The sequence below is a fragment of the Anaeromicropila populeti genome (genome assembly GCF_900112775.1).
GTDB lineage: Bacteria > Bacillota > Clostridia > Lachnospirales > Lachnospiraceae > Anaeromicropila_A > Anaeromicropila_A populeti.
This window is the reverse complement of the sequence record NZ_FOYZ01000007.1, coordinates 30,174-49,324: the sequence shown is the minus strand read 5'-3', so window position 1 is coordinate 49,324 and position 19,151 is coordinate 30,174. Positions and strand designations below refer to the sequence as shown.

At 36.6% G+C, this 19,151-nt stretch carries 18 protein-coding genes; 15 read left to right on the top strand and 3 right to left on the bottom strand.

From position 1 onward, the window contains the following. A partial coding sequence (locus BM305_RS10010) for a cellulose binding domain-containing protein (protein ID WP_272481958.1) occupies window positions 1-441 on the top strand: 441 nt, incomplete at its 5' end. A gap of 149 nt (window positions 442-590) precedes the next feature. Beyond that, the gene (locus BM305_RS10005) at window positions 591-827 is read left to right on the top strand and encodes a hypothetical protein (RefSeq protein WP_092560569.1); all 237 of its coding nucleotides are present in this window, start codon (window positions 591-593) and stop codon (window positions 825-827) included. 149 nt (window positions 828-976) lie between these two features. Here the strand turns inward: BM305_RS10005 and BM305_RS10000 are convergent, their stop codons facing one another. Continuing rightward, entirely contained in the window at window positions 977-1,420 is a 444-nt protein-coding gene (locus tag BM305_RS10000; protein WP_092560568.1) for an SMI1/KNR4 family protein, read from the bottom strand. Continuing rightward, the gene (locus BM305_RS09995) at window positions 1,417-1,974 is read right to left on the bottom strand and encodes an HNH endonuclease (protein WP_207649476.1); all 558 of its coding nucleotides are present in this window, start codon (window positions 1,972-1,974) and stop codon (window positions 1,417-1,419) included. The genes BM305_RS10000 and BM305_RS09995 overlap by 4 nt, the downstream gene beginning before the upstream one ends. A gap of 317 nt (window positions 1,975-2,291) precedes the next feature. Between BM305_RS09995 and BM305_RS09990 the strand changes: the two genes are divergently transcribed. From BM305_RS09990 to BM305_RS09965, 6 genes are all read left to right on the top strand, one after another. Further along, window positions 2,292-2,861, top strand: coding sequence for a biotin transporter BioY (locus BM305_RS09990; protein ID WP_092560567.1), 570 nt, complete (start codon window positions 2,292-2,294; stop codon window positions 2,859-2,861). After that, a complete protein-coding gene (gene bioB, locus BM305_RS09985) occupies window positions 2,855-3,817 on the top strand; it encodes a biotin synthase BioB (protein ID WP_092560566.1) in 963 nt (320 codons plus the stop codon). The genes BM305_RS09990 and bioB overlap by 7 nt, the downstream gene beginning before the upstream one ends. Next, window positions 3,814-4,503 (top strand): dethiobiotin synthase, encoded by a 690-nt coding sequence (gene bioD / locus BM305_RS09980; RefSeq protein ID WP_092560565.1) that lies wholly within the window; start codon window positions 3,814-3,816, stop codon window positions 4,501-4,503. Before bioB ends, bioD begins: the two co-directional genes overlap by 4 nt. Next, complete coding sequence (gene bioA, locus BM305_RS09975; protein WP_092560564.1) at window positions 4,503-5,843, top strand: adenosylmethionine--8-amino-7-oxononanoate transaminase; 1,341 nt, start codon at window positions 4,503-4,505, stop codon at window positions 5,841-5,843. The genes bioD and bioA overlap by 1 nt, the downstream gene beginning before the upstream one ends. Before the next feature lie 80 nt (window positions 5,844-5,923). Next, window positions 5,924-7,408: a TRM11 family SAM-dependent methyltransferase gene (locus BM305_RS09970; RefSeq protein ID WP_092560563.1), complete on the top strand. Its 1,485-nt coding sequence runs from the start codon at window positions 5,924-5,926 to the stop codon at window positions 7,406-7,408. Continuing rightward, window positions 7,409-8,572: a DUF116 domain-containing protein gene (locus tag BM305_RS09965; RefSeq protein ID WP_092560562.1), complete on the top strand. Its 1,164-nt coding sequence runs from the start codon at window positions 7,409-7,411 to the stop codon at window positions 8,570-8,572. It abuts the gene before it with no gap. A 63-nt stretch (window positions 8,573-8,635) separates the two neighbouring features. Here BM305_RS09965 and BM305_RS09960 read toward each other — a convergent pair whose 3' ends face one another. Beyond that, window positions 8,636-10,570, bottom strand: coding sequence for an endonuclease MutS2 (locus BM305_RS09960; RefSeq protein WP_092560561.1), 1,935 nt, complete (start codon window positions 10,568-10,570; stop codon window positions 8,636-8,638). A gap of 437 nt (window positions 10,571-11,007) precedes the next feature. On the opposite strand from BM305_RS09960, the gene BM305_RS09955 reads away from it, so the two are divergent. From BM305_RS09955 to BM305_RS09925, 7 genes are all read left to right on the top strand, one after another. Then, window positions 11,008-11,616 carry an anthranilate synthase component II gene (locus BM305_RS09955; RefSeq protein WP_330393452.1) on the top strand — a complete coding sequence of 203 codons (609 nt, stop codon included), beginning with the start codon at window positions 11,008-11,010 and terminating at the stop codon, window positions 11,614-11,616. Then, window positions 11,591-12,949, top strand: coding sequence for an aminodeoxychorismate synthase component I (gene pabB, locus BM305_RS09950; protein ID WP_092560559.1), 1,359 nt, complete (start codon window positions 11,591-11,593; stop codon window positions 12,947-12,949). Before BM305_RS09955 ends, pabB begins: the two co-directional genes overlap by 26 nt. 10 nt (window positions 12,950-12,959) lie before the next feature. Further along, entirely contained in the window at window positions 12,960-13,706 is a 747-nt protein-coding gene (locus BM305_RS09945; protein WP_092560558.1) for an aminotransferase class IV, read from the top strand. Window positions 13,707-13,845: 139 nt separating this feature from the next. After that, window positions 13,846-14,631 carry an alpha/beta fold hydrolase gene (locus BM305_RS09940; RefSeq protein ID WP_092560557.1) on the top strand — a complete coding sequence of 262 codons (786 nt, stop codon included), beginning with the start codon at window positions 13,846-13,848 and terminating at the stop codon, window positions 14,629-14,631. Window positions 14,632-14,862: 231 nt separating this feature from the next. After that, window positions 14,863-16,380, top strand: coding sequence for an ArnT family glycosyltransferase (locus BM305_RS09935; RefSeq protein ID WP_177214671.1), 1,518 nt, complete (start codon window positions 14,863-14,865; stop codon window positions 16,378-16,380). A 53-nt stretch (window positions 16,381-16,433) separates the two neighbouring features. After that, the gene (locus BM305_RS09930) at window positions 16,434-18,002 is read left to right on the top strand and encodes an NAD(P)/FAD-dependent oxidoreductase (RefSeq protein ID WP_092560555.1); all 1,569 of its coding nucleotides are present in this window, start codon (window positions 16,434-16,436) and stop codon (window positions 18,000-18,002) included. 28 nt (window positions 18,003-18,030) lie between these two features. Then, on the top strand, window positions 18,031-19,131 hold the full coding sequence (locus BM305_RS09925) for a DUF3810 domain-containing protein (RefSeq protein ID WP_177214670.1): 1,101 nt from the start codon (window positions 18,031-18,033) through the stop codon (window positions 19,129-19,131). Window positions 19,132-19,151: the final 20 nt, after the last annotated feature.

Genomic DNA, 19,151 nt, shown 5'->3' with positions numbered 1-19,151 from the left:
GTAACACCAACACCAGTAGTAACACCAACACCAACTAGTGCTGCGGGAGTTCAGGTAAAAGCTCAGGTTACTACACAAATAAGCAGTTCAATTAACCAACAATACAGCATCACTGCAACTGGAACACAAAGTGTTGACTTGTCAAAATTAACAGTTCGCTACTATTATTCAAAAACAAGTACTAAGGCACAAAGCTTCTGGTGCGATAATGCAGGTTTACAATTAAATGTATCACCATGGTATGTAAATTATACAACAAATGTAGTAGGAACCTTCTATGATGATTACCTTGAAATTTCCTTTAAAGAAGGTTACAGCTTAGCACCAGGAACAGGAAGTTTAAATATGGGCATTCGTTTCGCTCAGTCTGACTGGTCTGCATATTCAGGATTTGTAGACAATGGTGTGAAAGTATTTTATAATGGAGTTCAAGTAGGTTAATAAGTAAATAAATAAGTAGTAAGAGATACTCCTTCTCTGCGGATGGTTAGAGTCCGTGGAGGGGGAGTTTTTAATGCGTTTAGAATTGTAATTAAATAGGAAAAGATGTATAATGTACATATAAACTTTTACCGTTAGGAGATAATTATTTGAAAGTTACAACAAAATTAATTTTATATAAGTTGGTATTTGCACTTATAGTATTCTGTGGGACTATTTTTTTGTATTGGAGTAAATGGATTGGGCTTGGTACAATAGGAATTGCCTTTATTTATGATTTTATTGTTAGGAGATGCCCTCACTGCGGTGAACATATAAGTATTGATGAACATGTAAATGAACGATCACATTGTTCTCACTGTGGCAAACAATATAATGAAATATAAATGAAAATTCAATTTATCTTTTGAGTATTTCCATTTTTTATAATTTTATACAGAAAAAATGATATCTTTGCATTACAATACGAGCAACGTCCAAATTCTTTTATCCCCTGGGCGCTGCCCTGTTTTTGTGTACAGAAGAGTTTTCTATTCTACTGTTTTTTAATAAGATTCAGAAATTCTTCAAATGTATCACAGATAAAATAAATAGTATTATCATCTGTGGTGCTTTCGAACTGATAAAAAGCATCCCAATAGTAGACACCTTTATCTTCCCCATCCACAACCATAAAAAACTGATTATTAGCGCTATCACGTGCGAATATAATTACATCTTCCATTAAGTCGCTTTCAAATTCTTTCATGGTACTTACTATGTCAACTGCACTATTAGTGTTTAAAAAACCATAAAATACTTCTACAAATAAATTCTCGTTCAAATCATTACAAAACACCGTATAACTTGTTCCCTTTAATGTTCCTCCATTATATTGCATTAAAAACTTTATGTAGTCTTGAGGTAACTGTAATTTTAATATAGATTCTAATTCATGAATTTCGCTTGCTTTCGCTTTTCCAAATGCCATTATATTCATTCTATTTTATCTCCCTTCCTACATTTCGCTTTTGCCATTCCACCTCTATGAGTGAATCTTCTGTGGAATGTAACACTTATTTCTTGCATGGTATGACCATCTTCGTGATGATGCCATAAATTGCAACCTATATTTCTAGGTTGTTTGTTATCTTCCATTGCTTTTTTATCTGCTTTTGAATAATCTGTTCCATAATTTTTGAATTCATCCAGAGGCACTTCCTGTATTACAACTGGTTTAATTTCTGCATTTTTAAAATCAGGATACCCATTTGGATAAGAAACATGGTTTCCTTCCCAATCATAATATGTCCAGATACCATTTTCATCAATTGAAATGCTTCCAGCGCCACCATCTATATTTTTATCAAACCACTTTTTTATGTCAGGTGAATATTTGGGTTTTGTTTTCAATTGCTCCTTTGTTAATTGACTCAAATCAGTATACGTTGTTACTTTTTTCCTTCCCATAAGTCCTAGCTTAGCCAAGTCAATTTTTTTGATTTTAATCTTGCCTGCATTACCAATAGCAGCTCCTGTATGTGTTTTACCCAATTATAGTCATCTCCATTAAAATATTATAAATAATTATAGCATATTTAAATGGTGTATTATGTAATATAATGGAGCTGTCTTTACTTTTTTTAAAAGCATAATATTACTTTAGCAATAATAATAAAAGTTGTCCAGTAAAGTTGAGGATGTTTATTTGAGGTTTTAACGAAATACAATCAAGAGTAAATAAAATACTATGCGTCAATTGTTAACTAAAATATAAATAGGGTTTACAATCAGTCTTTTCTGTGGTATATTATGTAATTGTTAAAGTAAAGCAGCTGTAACGACAAAATAATTACATAGGCGGTGTTAGCATGAAAGAAAAAACATTTCTCAAAACAAATGAACTAATTCTCTGTGCTCTTTTTGCTGCTCTGATTGCAGCAGGGGCATTTATTAAAATTCCCATACCAGTAGTTCCATTTACCTTACAATTTTTATTTACCAATCTGGCAGGCATGCTGCTTGGAAAAAAGTCAGGCTCCATTTCAGTAGCAGTTTATCTGCTGATTGGATTACTAGGGATTCCTGTGTTTACCAACGGAGGAGGGCCCGGTTACATTGTTCAGCCAACCTTCGGCTATTTAATTGGATTTCTGGCAGGAAGCTTTGCAGCAGGCTATGTGGTTGAAAAAGGAAAAACAAATAGGTTAAGTAAATGGATCATGGCAGGATTATTAAATCTGATTATTGTGTATACCATGGGCATGCTGTATTATTACATCATTTCCAATTATTATATTCATTCGCAGATAGGTGTGAAGGCGCTGTTTCTATATTGTTTTGTTCTTGCAGTTCCAGGTGACCTGCTCTTATGCATTATCAGTGCCATGATAGGAAAAAGAATTTCAGATATGACCAATGGGGGTTTGTTAAGATGCTAAAAGAACTAAAAGATAAGGTAATGAACGGCATAGAACTAACTAGAGAACAGGCAGATTCCCTGTTAAAGGAAGAGTTACAAGAACTTAGCCAGGCCGCAGATGAGATTCGGCAGTTTTACTGTGGCAATGGAGTTGAGCTTTGCACAATTATAAATGGAAAAAGTGGACAATGTTCAGAAAACTGTAAATATTGTGCCCAGTCTGCTCATTTTCAAGTAAAGAATATCGAACAGTATGATTTGCTTGCAACGGAACAGCTGCTGCAAGCTGCCCAGTATTCTTTTGAAAAAGGGATTTTTCGATATTCAGTTGTTACATCAGGCAAAAGACTGAATGAAAGGGAAGTAGAGCAGATATGCAAAAGCTATCAAATAATCAGAGAAAAATGTGGGATTTCGCTATGTGCTTCTCATGGACTTTTAACGTATCCCCAATTAGTAAAACTAAAAGAAGCAGGTGTCACCAGATATCATAATAACCTAGAGACATCCAGAAGGTTTTTTCCACATATCTGTACTACCCATACCTATGACGAAAAGGTAGAAACAATAGAAAATGCTAAAAAGGCAGGGATGGAAATCTGTAGCGGCGGAATTATGGGATTGGGAGAAACAATGGAGGATCGGATTGACATGGCATTTGAATTAAAACGGCTTCAGGTGCAATCGATACCAATTAATGTATTAAATCCGATTACTGGGACCCCGTTAGGTGAAAATCCTATGCTATCCACAAAGGAGATACAAAGAATCGTTGCTGTTTTCCGATTCATTTTACCAAAAGCAAGTATTCGCCTGGCGGGGGGAAGAGGTTTGTTAAACCAACAAGGAAAAGATGTTTTTCTATCTGGAGCAAATGCAGCAATATCAGGAGATATGTTAACAACAGCAGGCATCAGTATAGATGCAGACAAGAAAATGCTTGAAAAATTGGGATTTGAGGTGAAACGTTTATGAGTAAGGGGATTTTCATTACAGCCACAGGAACTGATGTGGGAAAAACATATGTAACAGCGTTGCTTGTAAAAAAACTAAGAGAGTCTGGCATTTGTGCCGGATACTATAAGGCAGCTTTAAGCGGTGCGGAGTATTGCAATGGAAGGCTTGTTCCTGGTGATGCACAATATGTGTGCCGAATGGCAGGAATCGAAGAGGAGCCAGAACAACTGGTTTCCTATTTTTATGAAACAGCAGTTTCCCCACATCTTGCGGCGGTTATACATAAACAGCCCATTGAAAAAGAAGTAATTTTACAAGATTTTAGAAAAGTAAAAGAAAGGTATGACTATATAACAGTAGAAGGCAGTGGAGGAATTATCTGTCCGTTGAGAATGGATGAAAAAAAGCTGATGTTGGAGGATGTAATTAAAATGCTTTACTTGGATGTTCTCATTGTTGCACCAGCAGGGCTGGGGACAATAAACAGTACAATATTGACCGTTGAGTATGCCCGCCAGAAAGGAATAGAAGTAAAAGGAATCATTTTAAATGGTTATGAGCCAGATAATGTTATGCACAAGGACAATAAAAATCAAATTGAAGTACTGTCAGCAGTTCCAGTTATTGCGTGTGTAGAAAACAATGCAGAGGAAATAAATATAGCATTAGAATGTCTTTTAGACGTATATGGGGAGGTATCATAGTGGATTGGGAGAAAAAGGATTTACAATATATATGGCATCCATGCTCACAAATGAAGGATTATGAGGAATTGCCGCCCATTGTCATTGATCATGGAAAAGGCATGTATTTATATGATATTCATGGAAAACGGTATGCAGATGTAATAAGTTCTTGGTGGTGCAACCTTTTGGGGCACTGCAATGAGCGGATTAATGGGGCAGTTAAGGCACAGCTTCAACAACTAGAACATGTTATTTTTGCGAATTTCTCTCATCCTGCGGCAATTACCTTGTGTGAAAAGCTATCGAAAAAGGTTCCCAAGGGTCTGACCAGATTTTTCTTTACGGATAATGGCTCCAGTGCCATTGAGGCCGCAATGAAAATGAGCTTTCAGTATCATTATCAAATGGGTGATTTAAAAAAAAGTAAGTTCATGGCATTGACAGAAGCTTACCACGGTGAAACATTAGGGGCATTGTCGGCAAGTGGAGTGGATTTATATTCACAGATTTACAAACCACTGCTTTTGGATTGCCTAAGAGTAGAAGGACCAGACTGCTATCGATGTAAATACGGGAAGTGCAGGGATAACTGCAATGCAGAATGTTTTCAGCAGGTTGAAGCAGAATTTCAAAAACATGGAGAAGAAACCTGTGCATTTTTAGTAGAACCTCTAGTACAGGCAGCAGCAGGAATGAAAATATACCCGCCGGTTTATCTGAAAAAATTAAGACAGATTTGCAGTCAGTATCAAGTTCATCTGATCGCAGATGAAATAGCAGTTGGCTATGGAAGAACTGGAAAAATGTTCGGTTGTGATCATGCAGCGATTACGCCAGATATTATGTGTGTTTCAAAAGGGCTGACAGGTGGGTATATGCCTATGGCAATTGCGATAACCACTGAAGAAATTTATCAGGCATTTTACCATGACTACAATGAAGGAAAGGCATTTATGCATAGTCACACATACTGTGGGAATCCCCTTGCAGCCGCCGCAGCAGTAGAAGTACTTAACATTTTAGAGGAAGAGAGGATTTTAGAAAAGGCAAATAAAAATGCTTTATATTTTAGAAAAATTATAACCGAGACTTTTCAGGAACATACTTATATAGGGGAGTTAAGGGGAATCGGTTTGATCAATGCAATTGAATTAGTAGAAAACAGAGAAACAAAAAAGCCTTTTGATTCAAGCAAACGTATCGGGTATCAGATTTATAAAGAAGCATTAAAGAGGGGAGTACTGCTAAGACCACTAGGAGATGTCCTATATTTTAATCCGCCTCTTATTATAGAAGAACAAGATATGGACTTAGTGGTTCAGGTTTGCCAGCAGGCAATTAATCAGGTTTTAAAATGATACAATATTTACAATTCATTTTGGACAAGCTATAATAGTTACTATAAAAACTATGGTAAAACGAATGGTAGGAGAACAGAATGATTTGTGATACGTTTAAAGATATAATGAATAATATACAGGTTCGCCAAAATTTAATACAGTTAAGAAAAGAACTTAAGGAAGGAACAAATAAGCATGCGCTTTTATTTAACATGAAAAGTGAGCTTGTGTTGCTTCCTACATTATTATTGCATGAGGATGCCAAAGTGCGGAAAAATGCAGCACTGGTAATTGGTGATCTAGCACTTAAGGAATACCTGGACCAGCTGTATGAAGCATATGAAAAGGAAACCACGCTTTTTGTGAGAAGTGCATACCTGACAGCGATGAAGGAATTGGATTACAGAAAATACCTTCCTATGTTTAAGGAACGCTTAGAAAGCCTGGGGAAAAAGGAAATTCCATTAGAGCAAAAAAAGCATACGGGAGAGGAAATGAAACTGTTATCTGAGCTGATTCTTACTGTTGATGGCGTGAAAGCTCATAAGTTTACAGGTTTTCATGAACCGTCTGATATCGTGTTATTAACGAATCGAAATCATATATCTATTACCAAGGAGATACTGGGAGTATTTCAGACAAAGGAATTTAATGCAGGTCTTATGGTCAGAACCGATAAGCTGGAGGAAGTATTGCCAATTAGGATATATCAGGAACTGCTTTTTATGGTAGAAGGAATGAAAACATGTGATTTTAATTTTCGTGTGGCAGCAGAAACCATAGTAAATTCAAAGCTGATGGATTTTTTAAAAAAGAGACATCAGGGAACAGTTCCGTTTTATTTTCGAATAGAGTTAAAGGCAAAACTGGATTTGGAGAAAAAAAGTGCCTTTACAAAAAAACTTTCCGCAGAAATTGAAAGTTTGTCCCAGCGGAAATTAATAAATACCACTTCCAATTACGAATTTGAAATACGTCTGATAGAAAACAAGGAAGGCAGATTAAATATGCTGGTAAAGCTGTTTACCATAAAAGATGAACGGTTTTTATACCGCAAAAATGTAGTTGCCTCCAGTATTCATCCAACCAATGCAGCACTGGTTATGGCACTGGCGAAGGATTATTTCCGAGAAGAGGCAAAGATACTAGATCCCTTCTGTGGTGTAGGAACTATGTTAATTGAACGGCATAAGGCATTGAAAGCAAATACGATGTATGGTTTGGACATTTTTGGAGAAGCCATACAAAAGGCTCGAGAGAATACAGAGGCGGCGAATCAGATTATTCACTATATTAATCGAGACTTTTTTGAGTTTCAACATGAATACTTGTTTAACGAAGTGATTACGAATATGCCGACAGTAACAGGCAGGAGAAGAGAAGGAGAGATATATCAGTTATACCAAAGATTTTTTCGGAAGGTAAAAGGGCATTTGGAGGAAGACGGAATTCTTGTTTTGTATTCCCACAATAAAGACTTTTTGAAAAAAACAGCTGGAAAGGAAGGCTTTCAGATAGAAAAGGAATTTGAAATATCTATGCGAGAAGGAAGCTATGTTTACATTTTGACCAGGAGGATGTAGATGGAAAAAAGAATAATATCCTATGATTTAGAAATTTCATCAGAAAGTACAGATGCTTTTTATGAAAAAATCCAGTTGCTTGGGCAGAAGGTGATAGCAGATTTACAATATTTCTTCGGATCGTTAAGTGCAGATTATATAGAATTTATCAAAAAGGAACAGATAGAAAAACCTAGAACAGCAGTGGAATATCAACTGGAGCTTTTGACGATGGGGGTTTTATGGACAGTCTATGGAAAGCAGGCTTTCTTATTAGAACAGGATCAGGCAGTACGTTTGACTGAAATAGTGGAAAGACGAAAGATGGCAGGAGAGGAAAAACCATACTACAATAAATTAAAAGGAAAATACAGTACGGAATTTCTGTTTTATCCGGAAAAAGAAAAGGAGAGACTGAAGGAACCGGACTTTAACCTGAATGGATTTCATAAGCTGTTATGCTGGTTAAGAGCCAGCGGCGAATTTGAGCAGGAAGTAAAGCGCTTAACGAATTGGTACCGCTATTTCCTTTGTAAAGATACTACAAGTGTAGAGAACTGGATGAGGGGTATAAGTGCCCAGGCGATAGGGTTTCAGAAGCTGTGTGAGCAAGAACTTGGTAAATACACTACATGTGTAGAAGGATTCAGAAGAGAAAGCGAGATAAGCTATCAGGGAAGAGAGGATATATTACTTGCTGCCAGAAGTGAAGTAGAATATCACTTAAATATGGTGGGAGCACAGATATTAAATATAGCATTTCGAAAGGCTTTCCTGCAAGCGGAGAAAACTTATATTTATTTACCAGCGTGTATGATGAAACAAAAGGATGGAGGGTGCAGAGCAGTAAAGAAAGGGATGGGATTCCTTTGTGCCGGCTGTACAGAGGATTGTCCAGTACATAGGGTAACGAATATTGGGAAAAAGTATGGGGCAGTTACGGTAATTGTGTACCATGAGTCGGAGCTTAATCATACCAGAGTATCAAAAGAACAAGAATCAACTGGTGTTGTAGGAATTGCGTGTGTTCTGAATCTGCTGTCAGGAGGATGGAAGGCAAAGGATTTAGGGTATATACCCCAGTGTGTACTGTTAAATTATTGTGGCTGTAGACAGCACTGGAGTGAAGAAGGAATTGTGACACGCATTTCCGAGAAAAGACTGGAGGAGTTGTTGAAAAAATAAAAGTTCCCACAAGGAGTATCAGACAAAACTTCTTGTGGGAAAATGTTTTACTAAAAATATTTATCAGTGAGGTGTTTCTATTGTAACACCAGGAATATGTTTCTTTTCCATCTTATGGCGGGCTTTGCGGTTTTCCACACTATCAAAAATAATGGAAAAATCATAGTCATCTGGATATAGTTCTTTGGCAGAAGCTTTTAGTTTCAGCCGCTTATGATTAATCAGCTGCTTGTTTCCCTGTATCTGTACTCCAATTTCACCTTTGCCATTTGCAGTCTGGTATACAATTCCAATTTTTTTCTGTGGATAAACAACAACACTGTCTCCAATTTCAAAACGAAAGGCATGTGTTCCCACTTTTTTATCAGTTTGATTTTTAACTACTTCTGGGATAGGTTCCCAGGCAGAGTTGGAAGTTTCAGTTGCAACATTGGAAATCGTTTCTTCCAAAAAGACATCCTTATGGAAAGAGTGGGTACGAGTTCTACCATATGCTTCTTGATAAGCAGTCGTAAGCATTTCCTTAGACATTCCCAGCCGTTTTGCAATGTATATGGCACAGCTTTCCCCAGCTTCGCCTATTTCCAGTTGGTAAAGGGGTTTCAGACTTTCCCGGTCAAATGCCATTCGGGCATTGCTTAATCCTTCTGTCCGAAGAGCATAATCCTTTACCTCGGGATAGTGGGTAGTTGCAATAAATAAGCAATTTTTCTTTCTCAATTCCTCTAAAATGGCAATAGCAATGCCCATACCTTCCTGTGGATCCGTTCCCGAACCTAATTCATCCAACAGCACAAGGCTTTCCACAGTAGTCCGCTGCAATATGTGGATAACATTTGTAATGTGGGAGGAAAAGGTGGACAGATTTTCTGTAATGCTCTGACCATCACCAATATCACAAAGAATTTGATTAGTAATACAGATATCTGCATTTTCACAAGGAATATGAAGACCGCACTGTGCCATAATGGATAATAGCCCAACAGTTTTTATGGCAACCGTTTTACCTCCTGTATTTGGCCCCGTAATAATGATTCCACGAATGCCATTACCAATGGAAAAATCAAGAGGTACACATTTTTCCTTAGCAAGTAAAGGATGACGTCCCTTTTTTATATGAATAAATTGCTGTGTATTTAACTTAGCTGGAACTGCATTTAAGTCACTACTTAATCTGGCTTTTGCAAAAATAAAATCAAGAGTTTCCATAGCATCCATATTCCGCCGGATGGCAGGAGCGTACTGGTGAACTAAGCAGGTTAGCGAGTATAAAATTTTCCGCACTTCATTGTCTTCTTCTATTTCACATAGAGAAAGCGTCTCCTGTAGCTTGGAAATAGCAGTAGGTTCTATAAAATAGGTTGCTCCAGAAGAGGAAGTATCAATTACAGAGCCAGAAATCTGAAGCTTATATTCCTTCTTTACGGGAAGCACAAAATGCCCATTTCTTACAGAAACATAGCTATCGGAAAAATACTGCTTTTTCCCTTTCATTATGGAATCCAGTTTGGCGTGAATCTGCTGGTTTATCTGCTCCAGTTCCTTTCGTATTGATTTTAGCTGGGGAGAGGCATAATCATCTACCTGCTTATTTCGGATAGATTGAAAAATATCCTCTCGCAATGGAGATAAATCCTCCATGGAGTTTACGTAGTATGCAAGTTCTACCTCGTAGTTCTGTCCTCTTTTAAAATAATCAGCCAGACGTTTTGAGGCAGATGCAAACTGAGCAATATATTCCAACTGCTCTGGTAAAAGCATGGAACCCTTTTCTGCCAGATCAAGCAGGTTATCCAAATCTTTCATTGATACAAAGGGAGGTAAACCAAGAGCATCCAAAAGTATTCGGGCATCTGTAGTTTCCTTTGTACGGGCGGTTATTTCAGTTTCCTTCAGATAAGGCTCTAATGCAGACAGACGCTGCTTTGCTTTCTCAGAGTGGGCGTAATCCATTAGTTGCTGTTTTATAATATGAAATTCTAATACTTGATTTGTCATGAACAAGTCCTCCTATTAATATATAAATATAGTTTCATTATCTAGAAGACTGCCATTACACAGGATATAATTACAGATTAAAGTGTATGGTTCGTTCACGTCACATTCTTTATCAATGAAAAAGAACATGACATAACGCCATGCTCTTAAGACTTACTTTTTGAATAAAAGGATCAAAAAAAGTCAAAAAGATGGTTTATGCTGTGTGAAAATGGCAGAACTTAATAAGGCAAGGACTAAAAGTCATTACCTATAAAAACATTCCAATCTCCATTCTTAACACACTTAACATAAAAACATCCTTCCTTTTTCTTTTATATAAATTCATTATAAAAAAACATAATGAGAATGTCAATCCCATCTTGACTTTTTGTGAAAAAATGGGGTATCATCAATAGAATAATTTTTGTAGATAAAGGACAAATACTATGTACATTATGATAGATAATTATGATTCTTTCGTATATAACCTAATAGCATATTTAAGAGAACTGGGATGTTGTGTACAGGTTATCCGAAACGATGAAGTAGATATAGAGAAATTAAAAAGAAATATAGAAAAGAAAGAGATAGAAGGAATTGTGATTTCACCTGGGCCGAAGAGTCCAGAAAACAGCGGGCTTTCTAAGGAAGTGCTGAAAGAATTTGCAGGAAAGGTTCCAATCTTAGGTGTATGTCTTGGGCATCAGCTTATTGGCTATCACTTTGGAGCTGAAATAAAGAAGGGAAAACAGCCTGTGCATGGAAAAATATCTCCTATTACACATAAAGGAGGAGGATTGTTTGAAAATATCCCACCCTCATTTCAGGTAACTCGATATCATTCCCTTATTATATCAGTAAATGATTTTCCAGAGTGTCTACAGGTGGATGCTCAGACAGCGGATGGAGTGGTTATGGCAGTCAGTCACAAGGATATGCCTGTTTATGGAGTACAATTTCACCCAGAAGCGGTTTTGACACAATATGGACATGTGCTTTTAAATAATTATATTAGAATTTGCCAGGAGTGGAAGGAAAATGAGTACAGTAGTAAAAAAGCTTAAATTTTATGTGCCTGCTGAAGAAATTTTTAAAATGTTTTATCAAGAGCCTATGGCTGTTTTCCTAGATTCATCTCTGCAAAACAGCTTAGGCAAGTATTCTATTATTGGAATCTGCCCCTTCTTAATAATAGAAGAAAGAAGACAATGTCTATATGTAAATGGAGAAAAAAGTGCAGAGACGCTAGAAGAATTTATGACAAAATATTTGTATAAAAATCGAGAAGAGAATAGAACCACATTGCCCATTATATCAGGAGCAATCGGTTATTTCAGCTATGAGTATGGGCGAAAGGCAGAAGCCATTCCGTCAAGACATATACCTGATTTTTTCATTCCAGAAGCATTATTTTGTTTCTATCAACATTTTATTATAGAAGATTTAGAAGAAAAAGTAATTTATATTTCGACAAGAGAGAAAGAAGGAAAAGAAAAGAAGGAGGTGGAGCAGTTAGAGAAAAGAATAAAAAGGGCTTCTTTTGAAAAGGGGGTTGCTAATCCTTCTAATTCTGTCAAAAGTGAAGTAAAGTCAGATTTTACTAAAAAGCAATATAAGGAAGCTGTCAATAAAATGAAAGACTATATTATAGAGGGGGATATTTATATTGCTAATATGACACGTCGTTTGCTCGTAAAAAGCACAAAACCACCTTACGAGGTTTTTCAGTCCCTGCGCCTGGACAGTCCGGCTCCCTTTGGCGGGTATGCTAATTATGTAAATTTTCAGGTAATCTGTAGCTCGCCAGAGCGGTTTATTAAAATCGAAAAGGGCAAAGTGGAAACACGTCCAATTAAAGGAACAAGAAGAAGAGGGGAAACGCCTGAGGAAGATGAACGCCTAAAAAGGGAACTACTGGAGTCAGATAAGGATAAAAGCGAGTTGCTTATGATTGTGGATTTAGAAAGAAATGATTTAAACAGGGTATGCCAGCCAGGAAGTGTGAAGGTAACAGAGCATTTTAAAATAGAAGAGTATGCCACCGTATTTCATTTAGTCTCTACAGTAGTGGGGGAATTGAAAGAAGAGTGTTCTCATCTGGATCTATTGCAAGCGGCTCTGCCAGGTGGTTCTATTACAGGAGCACCTAAGATACGTGCCATGGAGATTATTGATGAGCTGGAAAAATCAGAAAGAGGACTGTATACAGGCTGTATGGGGTATTTTTCATTAGATGGGTGCTGTGATTTTAATATTGTAATTCGTACTGCCCTTCATCAAGACGGTTTGTACTTAATGGGTACAGGTGGAGGTATTACCTGTGAGTCAGACCCAGAGTTTGAATTTGAGGAAACCAGACAGAAAGCAAAAGCGCTAATAAATGCAATAACAAAGTGAGGAAAAAAGAATGGAGAAGATTTATCTGGATGAGGGCTATACATTTGGGCTGGGGGTCTTTGAAACAATTGCAGTGGAAAACAACAAACCGCTGTTTTTAAAAGAGCATTTGGAACGAATGGAGAATGCCCTGATTTGTTTGGACATTGAAGTGGGAGAAATGAAGTGGAAAATAGAGGAGGAGGCAATTTTAAAATTTGTAAAGGGAAAAAAACTGCCTCATAACGTGGTGAAAATAATGGTTTCAAGTCAAAATGTGATTTATGCCACAAGTCAGAATCTGTATACATCTGATTGCTATGAAAAAGGATTTTCAGTGGACTATACCAATGTTTTGCGGAATGAAACGTCAGAGCTTACTTATTACAAAACATTCAATTATGGAGACAACATCAAGGAAAAGCGGAGAGCAAAGAAAAAGGGATTTGATGAGCCGATTTTCATAAATACAAAAGGGCAGATAACGGAAGGGTCAACAACTAATTTATTTTTTGTACGAAATAAAAAAATTATGACGCCTCCCGTAAGCTGTGGAATGTTAAATGGTGTGTTAAGACAATATATTATAAAAACACATCCAGTAGAGGAACGGATTATTTATCCAGATGACGTGTCTGGTTTTGATGAAATGTTTCTGACGAATTCCCTCATGGGCATTATGCCTGTTAGGAGTTGCGGTAAACATAGCTTTCTAAGTACAGAGGTAACAAAGCAGATGAGAAATCAATATTTAAATGACATTAATTGTACGATGTAAAAAAATGAATTAACAAGAAAATAATAGAAAAATGCGTTGAAATCAAAAAAATACTGTGCTAATCTAATTTTATCAGAAAAAAATAATTATTAAATTACAAATTAGTTTAGAAAATACAAATAACAGGAGGAAAAGAACAATGGAATGTATCATTGGAAATGAAAAAATTTCATACATGCAGATGGGAAAAGCTGATAGCCCTTACACAATGGTGTTTATTCATGGAGCAACTATGACAGGAGCAGGTATGGCTCCGTTGGCAGAACAATTTACCGATTACAATTGTATTGTGGTTGATTTACCAGGACATGGAGGGTCAGCTGGTGAGACGAAAAGAACAGTAGATGAATTTTCAGAGTCCATAGATTTATTTTTGCAGGAGTTATTAAAAAACCAGATCATTTCTAATCATATTACGATAGTGGGATATTCAATGGGAGGGGGAATTTCATTTGAACTGGCATTAAAACAGCGAGAAGAATATAAGAGGCTGGTGATTTTATGTTCAGGAGCAGGCTTCCCAGGTTATGTACCTTTAGTTGACAAGGTGAGAAGCCATCCTGCGGAAGAGTTTTCTTCTGCTGATTTTTTCACTCATGCTTTTGGGGCAAACACCACGGAAGAACAAAAGGTTTTCTTACTGGATGTTCTGAATAAAACAAAGGTGGATGATAGTATTGGATATCTGGATTTAGTGGCAGCAGGTACATATGACAAATTGGCACGGGCAAATGAAGTTACAGTACCAGTACTTATTGTTGCAGGCGACCAGGATCAGATTGTCGAAGCAGGATGTGGAATCAATTTGTGGAAGAGTTTGCAGAATGCATTTCTATTTATTATTCCTTTCCGCGGACATACTGTTATTTTTGAAGAATTAGAACAAGTTGTTAAGACAATGAAGGATTTTTGTGTACATAATTAGTAGGGGGAAGTAGGAATATAAATAAAGCGGTTATTCAGAAATGAATAGCCACTTTTTATGTAATAGAACATTTTATTTGGAAGTCATGTACCTGTCAATGGCATAAACTGTAGTTGTAAATAGTCAAAAAAAGAGGTATAATTTAATCATTAGTAGAAAAAATGTACAAAGAAAGTTGGAGAAAAGTTGAGAGGTGTTATAAATAAGACGAAAGATAAAAGGATGGAGTGTGTGGGAAACGAACTCTATTCTTTTGGTGTCATGCTGGCGGCAATTACCATAATTTTTTGTTTTGTGTATCGTTTTCAGTTACAAACAAATATTGTCACAATTCAAAGGGTGATGCAGGCAGGAGTGGCGCTTAGTATTATTGTAACCATCGGACTATGCGTGAAAAATAAATTTCAATGGAATTACGTAGTCTATATGGTAATGGCAATTGGTTTTATTATGCGGGTAGGTTATATGCTCTATACCCCATATAATGTAAGACCCCACGATATAGGAACATTGGACATAACATTTGGTGGACATGCGGCTTATATTGAATACATATACGATTTGGGGAAATTACCGGATTCTAATTTTTATCAGTTTTATCATCCACCATTTTTTCATTTTATGGGAGCAGTATTTGGTAAGATTGTTGGATTTATTATTAACAGGACAGATGTGGAAATGGCTGTGGAGGCTTCCAAAATTGTTTCCTGCTTTGGTTCCTGTGGAGTTCTGTTGCTGGTGAAAAAATTGTGTGAAGAAGTTGCACTGAATAAAAAGGGAGTTTTCATTGCCGTTGCTGTAACAGCATTACATCCGAATACTTTTTTACTTGCAGGAAGAGTAAACAATGATTCCCTTGTTATCTTTTTTATTATGCTGGCTGTTCTCTTTACTGTAAAATGGTTAAAAAATCAGACCTGGCTGAATATTGTAGTACTTGGAATTGCTTTTGGACTTGGAATGATGACAAAAATCTCTTGTGGGATTATTGCATTTTTTACAGGGCCAGTTATGTTATATGTATTGTTTCGCAATTGGTATACATGCAGAAAAATAGAGAAGAAGTGGATAAACAAAAAGACGGCCTTTATTATAGGAGAACTGGCATTATTTGCAGTTATTTGTTTTCCGTTGGCACTGTGGTATCCTGTTCGGAATTTGAAGCAGTTTAACCAGCCTATTGGCTATACGCCAATGATTACTCCGGAAAGCGATTTATATGTAGGAGAAGAGTCTATTAAGGATCGTTTTCTGTCATTCAAAGCAGACGAATTGCTGGATCCGATTTATGTTAATCCACATACAGACTGTAATCTGCCTTTATATGTAGTAAAGTGTTCGATTTTTGGAGAATTTGAACACGAGATAAAAGGGTTTATTCCAAGGGCGTTGATTTGTATTAATATGTTTTTAATTATTGTATCACTTATTGCAATGATTTATACAGTAATTCGATATAAGGATAATCTGATGGTGCGGTTAGGTTTTCCCTATTTGTGGCTGATTTATGTGTGCTCTTTTATTTGGTATAATGTGAAATTTCCATTTGGGTGTACCATGGATTTCCGTTATATTGTGCCAACTGCTTTTTTAGGAGGGATTTTCATCGGTGTACTGGTAGACAGTGCCTGTGAGAAAAAGATAAAGGGCGGTATTGTACTGGAAAAGGTAATGTATGCTGCAATTGCAGTATTTGGATGTTTATCCGTTGCAATGTATACGATGCTGACAAACTACAGGCTTTGGTAAAATTAAAATACAAAAATAGAAAAAGGAAAGATGAATTATCTGGGGGTTAAGAAATGAAAAAGAAAGCAATTATTATTGGAGCAGGTCCAGCAGGATTAACAGCTGCTTATTATTTATTGAAGGAAACGGACATTGTTCCAGTAATTTATGAAGCAAGTGATGATATAGGCGGTATTTCAAGAACGGCACATTACATGGGAAACCGCATTGACATAGGGGGGCATCGTTTTTTTACAAAAAATGAGGAAGTTATGAAGCTATGGACTGACTTGATGCCAGTACAAGGGAAACCAGCTATGGATGATAAGCTGCTGCATATTGAAAAACCACTGGAAGAAAAAGGCTCTGATCCAGAAACCAATGATCAGGTAATGTTAGTTCGTAACCGTGTATCAAGAATTTATTATTTAAAAAGTTTTTTTGATTATCCAATTTCACTAAGTCCTCGTACCATTATGAATATGGGATTGTTAAGAACCATGAAAGCAGGATTTGGGTATATTGGTGCATTAATTAAAAAAAGAGAAGAAAAATCACTGGCTGACTTTTATATCAATCGTTTTGGCAAGCCTTTGTATGAAATGTTTTTTAAGGATTATACAGCAAAATTATGGGGGATTGATCCCAGTGAGATTTCACCAGACTGGGGAGCACAGAGGGTAAAAGGATTATCCTTGAAGAAAGCAATTGCAGATGTTTTTTGCAGAGTATTTCATATTAAGCAGAGTAAAAAGGAAACGTCCTTAATTGAACAGTTTTATTATCCTAAGTACGGACCGGGCCAGTTATGGGAAACTCTTGCCATTGAAGTAGAAAGACGTGGAGGAGAGATAATCCGAAATGCAGAAATTACAGGAGTGAAAGTAAATGATGCAAAAACAAAAATAGAGGGAGTATCCATTAAGAGTGGAAATGAGACCTCCAATGAAACGGCGGATTATTATTTTTCTTCTATGCCAGTTAAGGATTTGGTACAGGCAATGGGAAGCAGTGTTCCAGAACAGGTATCAGATATAGCAACGAAGCTTCCTTACCGGGATTTCATTACGGTAGGACTATTAGTTGATAAGCTGGCGCTAAAGAATAATACAAAGCAGGTTACCTTTGAAGATAGAATTCCGGATTGCTGGATTTATATTCAAGAGCGGGATGTGAAGGTTGGAAGGTTACAGATATTCAATAACTGGTCACCTTATATGGTGAATAATTACAAGAATACAATGTGGCTTGGTATGGAGTATTTTTGTGAAGAAGGAGACAGCATGTGGAACATGAAAAAGGAAGAGTTCATTTCCTTTGCCATTAGTGAAATGGTGAAAATGGGAATTCTTCAAGAGGAGGATGTGTTAGATTCCACTTATATACAAGTGAAAAAAGCGTATCCAGCGTACTTTGGTTCCTATGCCAAGTTTGATCAGGTAGAAAGTTATCTGAATCAGATGGAGAATCTGTACTGCATTGGCCGTAATGGACAGCACCGCTACAACAATATGGATCATTCCATGCTTACAGCAATGGAAGCCGTTAAACTTGTTAAGAGCGGAAACAAGAATAAGGAAAGCCTCTGGAACGTTAACGTAGAACAGAGTTATCATGAAAATAAGGAAGAATCAAAAAAATAATACATCATTTTACAGGCAGGAGGATAACATGAGGCAGATTAAAAATGATAAAAAACTAGTTATAAGTGTTGTTTTAATGCTCTTTAGTATTGCTACATACTTTATGGCAAAGGCTTTTCCTGGCTTTGCCCAGTGGCATTACCAATATATATATTTAGCAGCAATGAATATGATTGCAAGGATAACGTCCCTATATCCATTTTCATTGCTAGAACTCATCAGCATTTTTCTGATTGCTGCAGTAATTGGTTATTTCGTGGCAGCACTGGTGAAATGGAAGAGAAGGACGACTACTTTTAAAGCAATTTGTAAAAATGGACTGGCTAATTTATTTTTATTCATAGCTGTCATTTTCTTTCTTTATACAGAAAATTGTGGGATTAATTATTACCGAAAGGACTTTGCCGCTACAGCAGGGATTACTACGGATAATCTCAATCAAAGCTTATTAATTGATGTGTGCAGACATATTGTGACACAATTGAATGAATTAGAGAGTCAGGTTTCCTTAGATGAAAATGGAAACTTGAATATAAGCCGGAGTGATTATCAGGAAGGGATTCAGGCAATGAAAAAACTGGGGAATGTGTATGGTGATTTAGAAGGGTATTATCCGAATCCCAAGCCCCTAATATTTTCAGAATTTATGTCATATCAATTTTTATGCGGCATGTATTCTCCATTTACGTTTGAAGCTACATTTAATGAGGATATGCCAGATTTTAATATTCCGTTTACTATTTGCCATGAATTAAGTCATCTGAGAGGTTTTATGAAAGAGGACGAAGCAAACTTTATATCTTTTCTGGCTTGCATCGGGTCAGATAGTCCAGAGTTCCGATACAGTGGGTATCTACTTGCCTATATTTATTGTATGAATGATTTGCTGGAATACAACAAAGAGGCATATCAGGAGATAAAAGCAGAGAGATGCCAGCTTGTTATAAGAGATTTGGAGCAGGACCGTATGTTCTGGGATAACTTTAGAGGAAAGGTTGCGGAGATTTCAAGTACAACTAACGATCTGTATTTAAAAATGAATAGTGAAGAGGATGGAGTAGAAAGCTATAACAGAGTTGTGGAATTAATTCTAGGCTACTACAATAAAAATGTTGATTTATATAAATAACTTTTTCATTGTGCCTCGTG

Excerpts from the sequence above, each read along its gene's own strand:
- BM305_RS09965 (WP_092560562.1), top strand. The coding sequence starts at position 7,409 with ATGGAAAAAAGAATAATATCCTATGATTTAGAAATTTCATCAGAAAGT.
- BM305_RS09925 (WP_177214670.1), top strand. The coding sequence starts at position 18,031 with ATGAGGCAGATTAAAAATGATAAAAAACTAGTTATAAGTGTTGTTTTA.
- BM305_RS09970 (WP_092560563.1), top strand. The coding sequence starts at position 5,924 with ATGATTTGTGATACGTTTAAAGATATAATGAATAATATACAGGTTCGC.
- BM305_RS09940 (WP_092560557.1), top strand. The coding sequence starts at position 13,846 with ATGGAATGTATCATTGGAAATGAAAAAATTTCATACATGCAGATGGGA.
- pabB (WP_092560559.1), top strand. The coding sequence starts at position 11,591 with ATGAGTACAGTAGTAAAAAAGCTTAAATTTTATGTGCCTGCTGAAGAA.
- BM305_RS09960 (WP_092560561.1), bottom strand. The coding sequence starts at position 10,570 with ATGACAAATCAAGTATTAGAATTTCATATTATAAAACAGCAACTAATG.
- BM305_RS09930 (WP_092560555.1), top strand. The coding sequence starts at position 16,434 with ATGAAAAAGAAAGCAATTATTATTGGAGCAGGTCCAGCAGGATTAACA.
- BM305_RS09990 (WP_092560567.1), top strand. The coding sequence starts at position 2,292 with ATGAAAGAAAAAACATTTCTCAAAACAAATGAACTAATTCTCTGTGCT.
- BM305_RS09955 (WP_330393452.1), top strand. The coding sequence starts at position 11,008 with ATGATAGATAATTATGATTCTTTCGTATATAACCTAATAGCATATTTA.
- bioB (WP_092560566.1), top strand. The coding sequence starts at position 2,855 with ATGCTAAAAGAACTAAAAGATAAGGTAATGAACGGCATAGAACTAACT.
- bioD (WP_092560565.1), top strand. The coding sequence starts at position 3,814 with ATGAGTAAGGGGATTTTCATTACAGCCACAGGAACTGATGTGGGAAAA.
- BM305_RS09945 (WP_092560558.1), top strand. The coding sequence starts at position 12,960 with ATGGAGAAGATTTATCTGGATGAGGGCTATACATTTGGGCTGGGGGTC.
- BM305_RS10000 (WP_092560568.1), bottom strand. The coding sequence starts at position 1,420 with ATGAATATAATGGCATTTGGAAAAGCGAAAGCAAGCGAAATTCATGAA.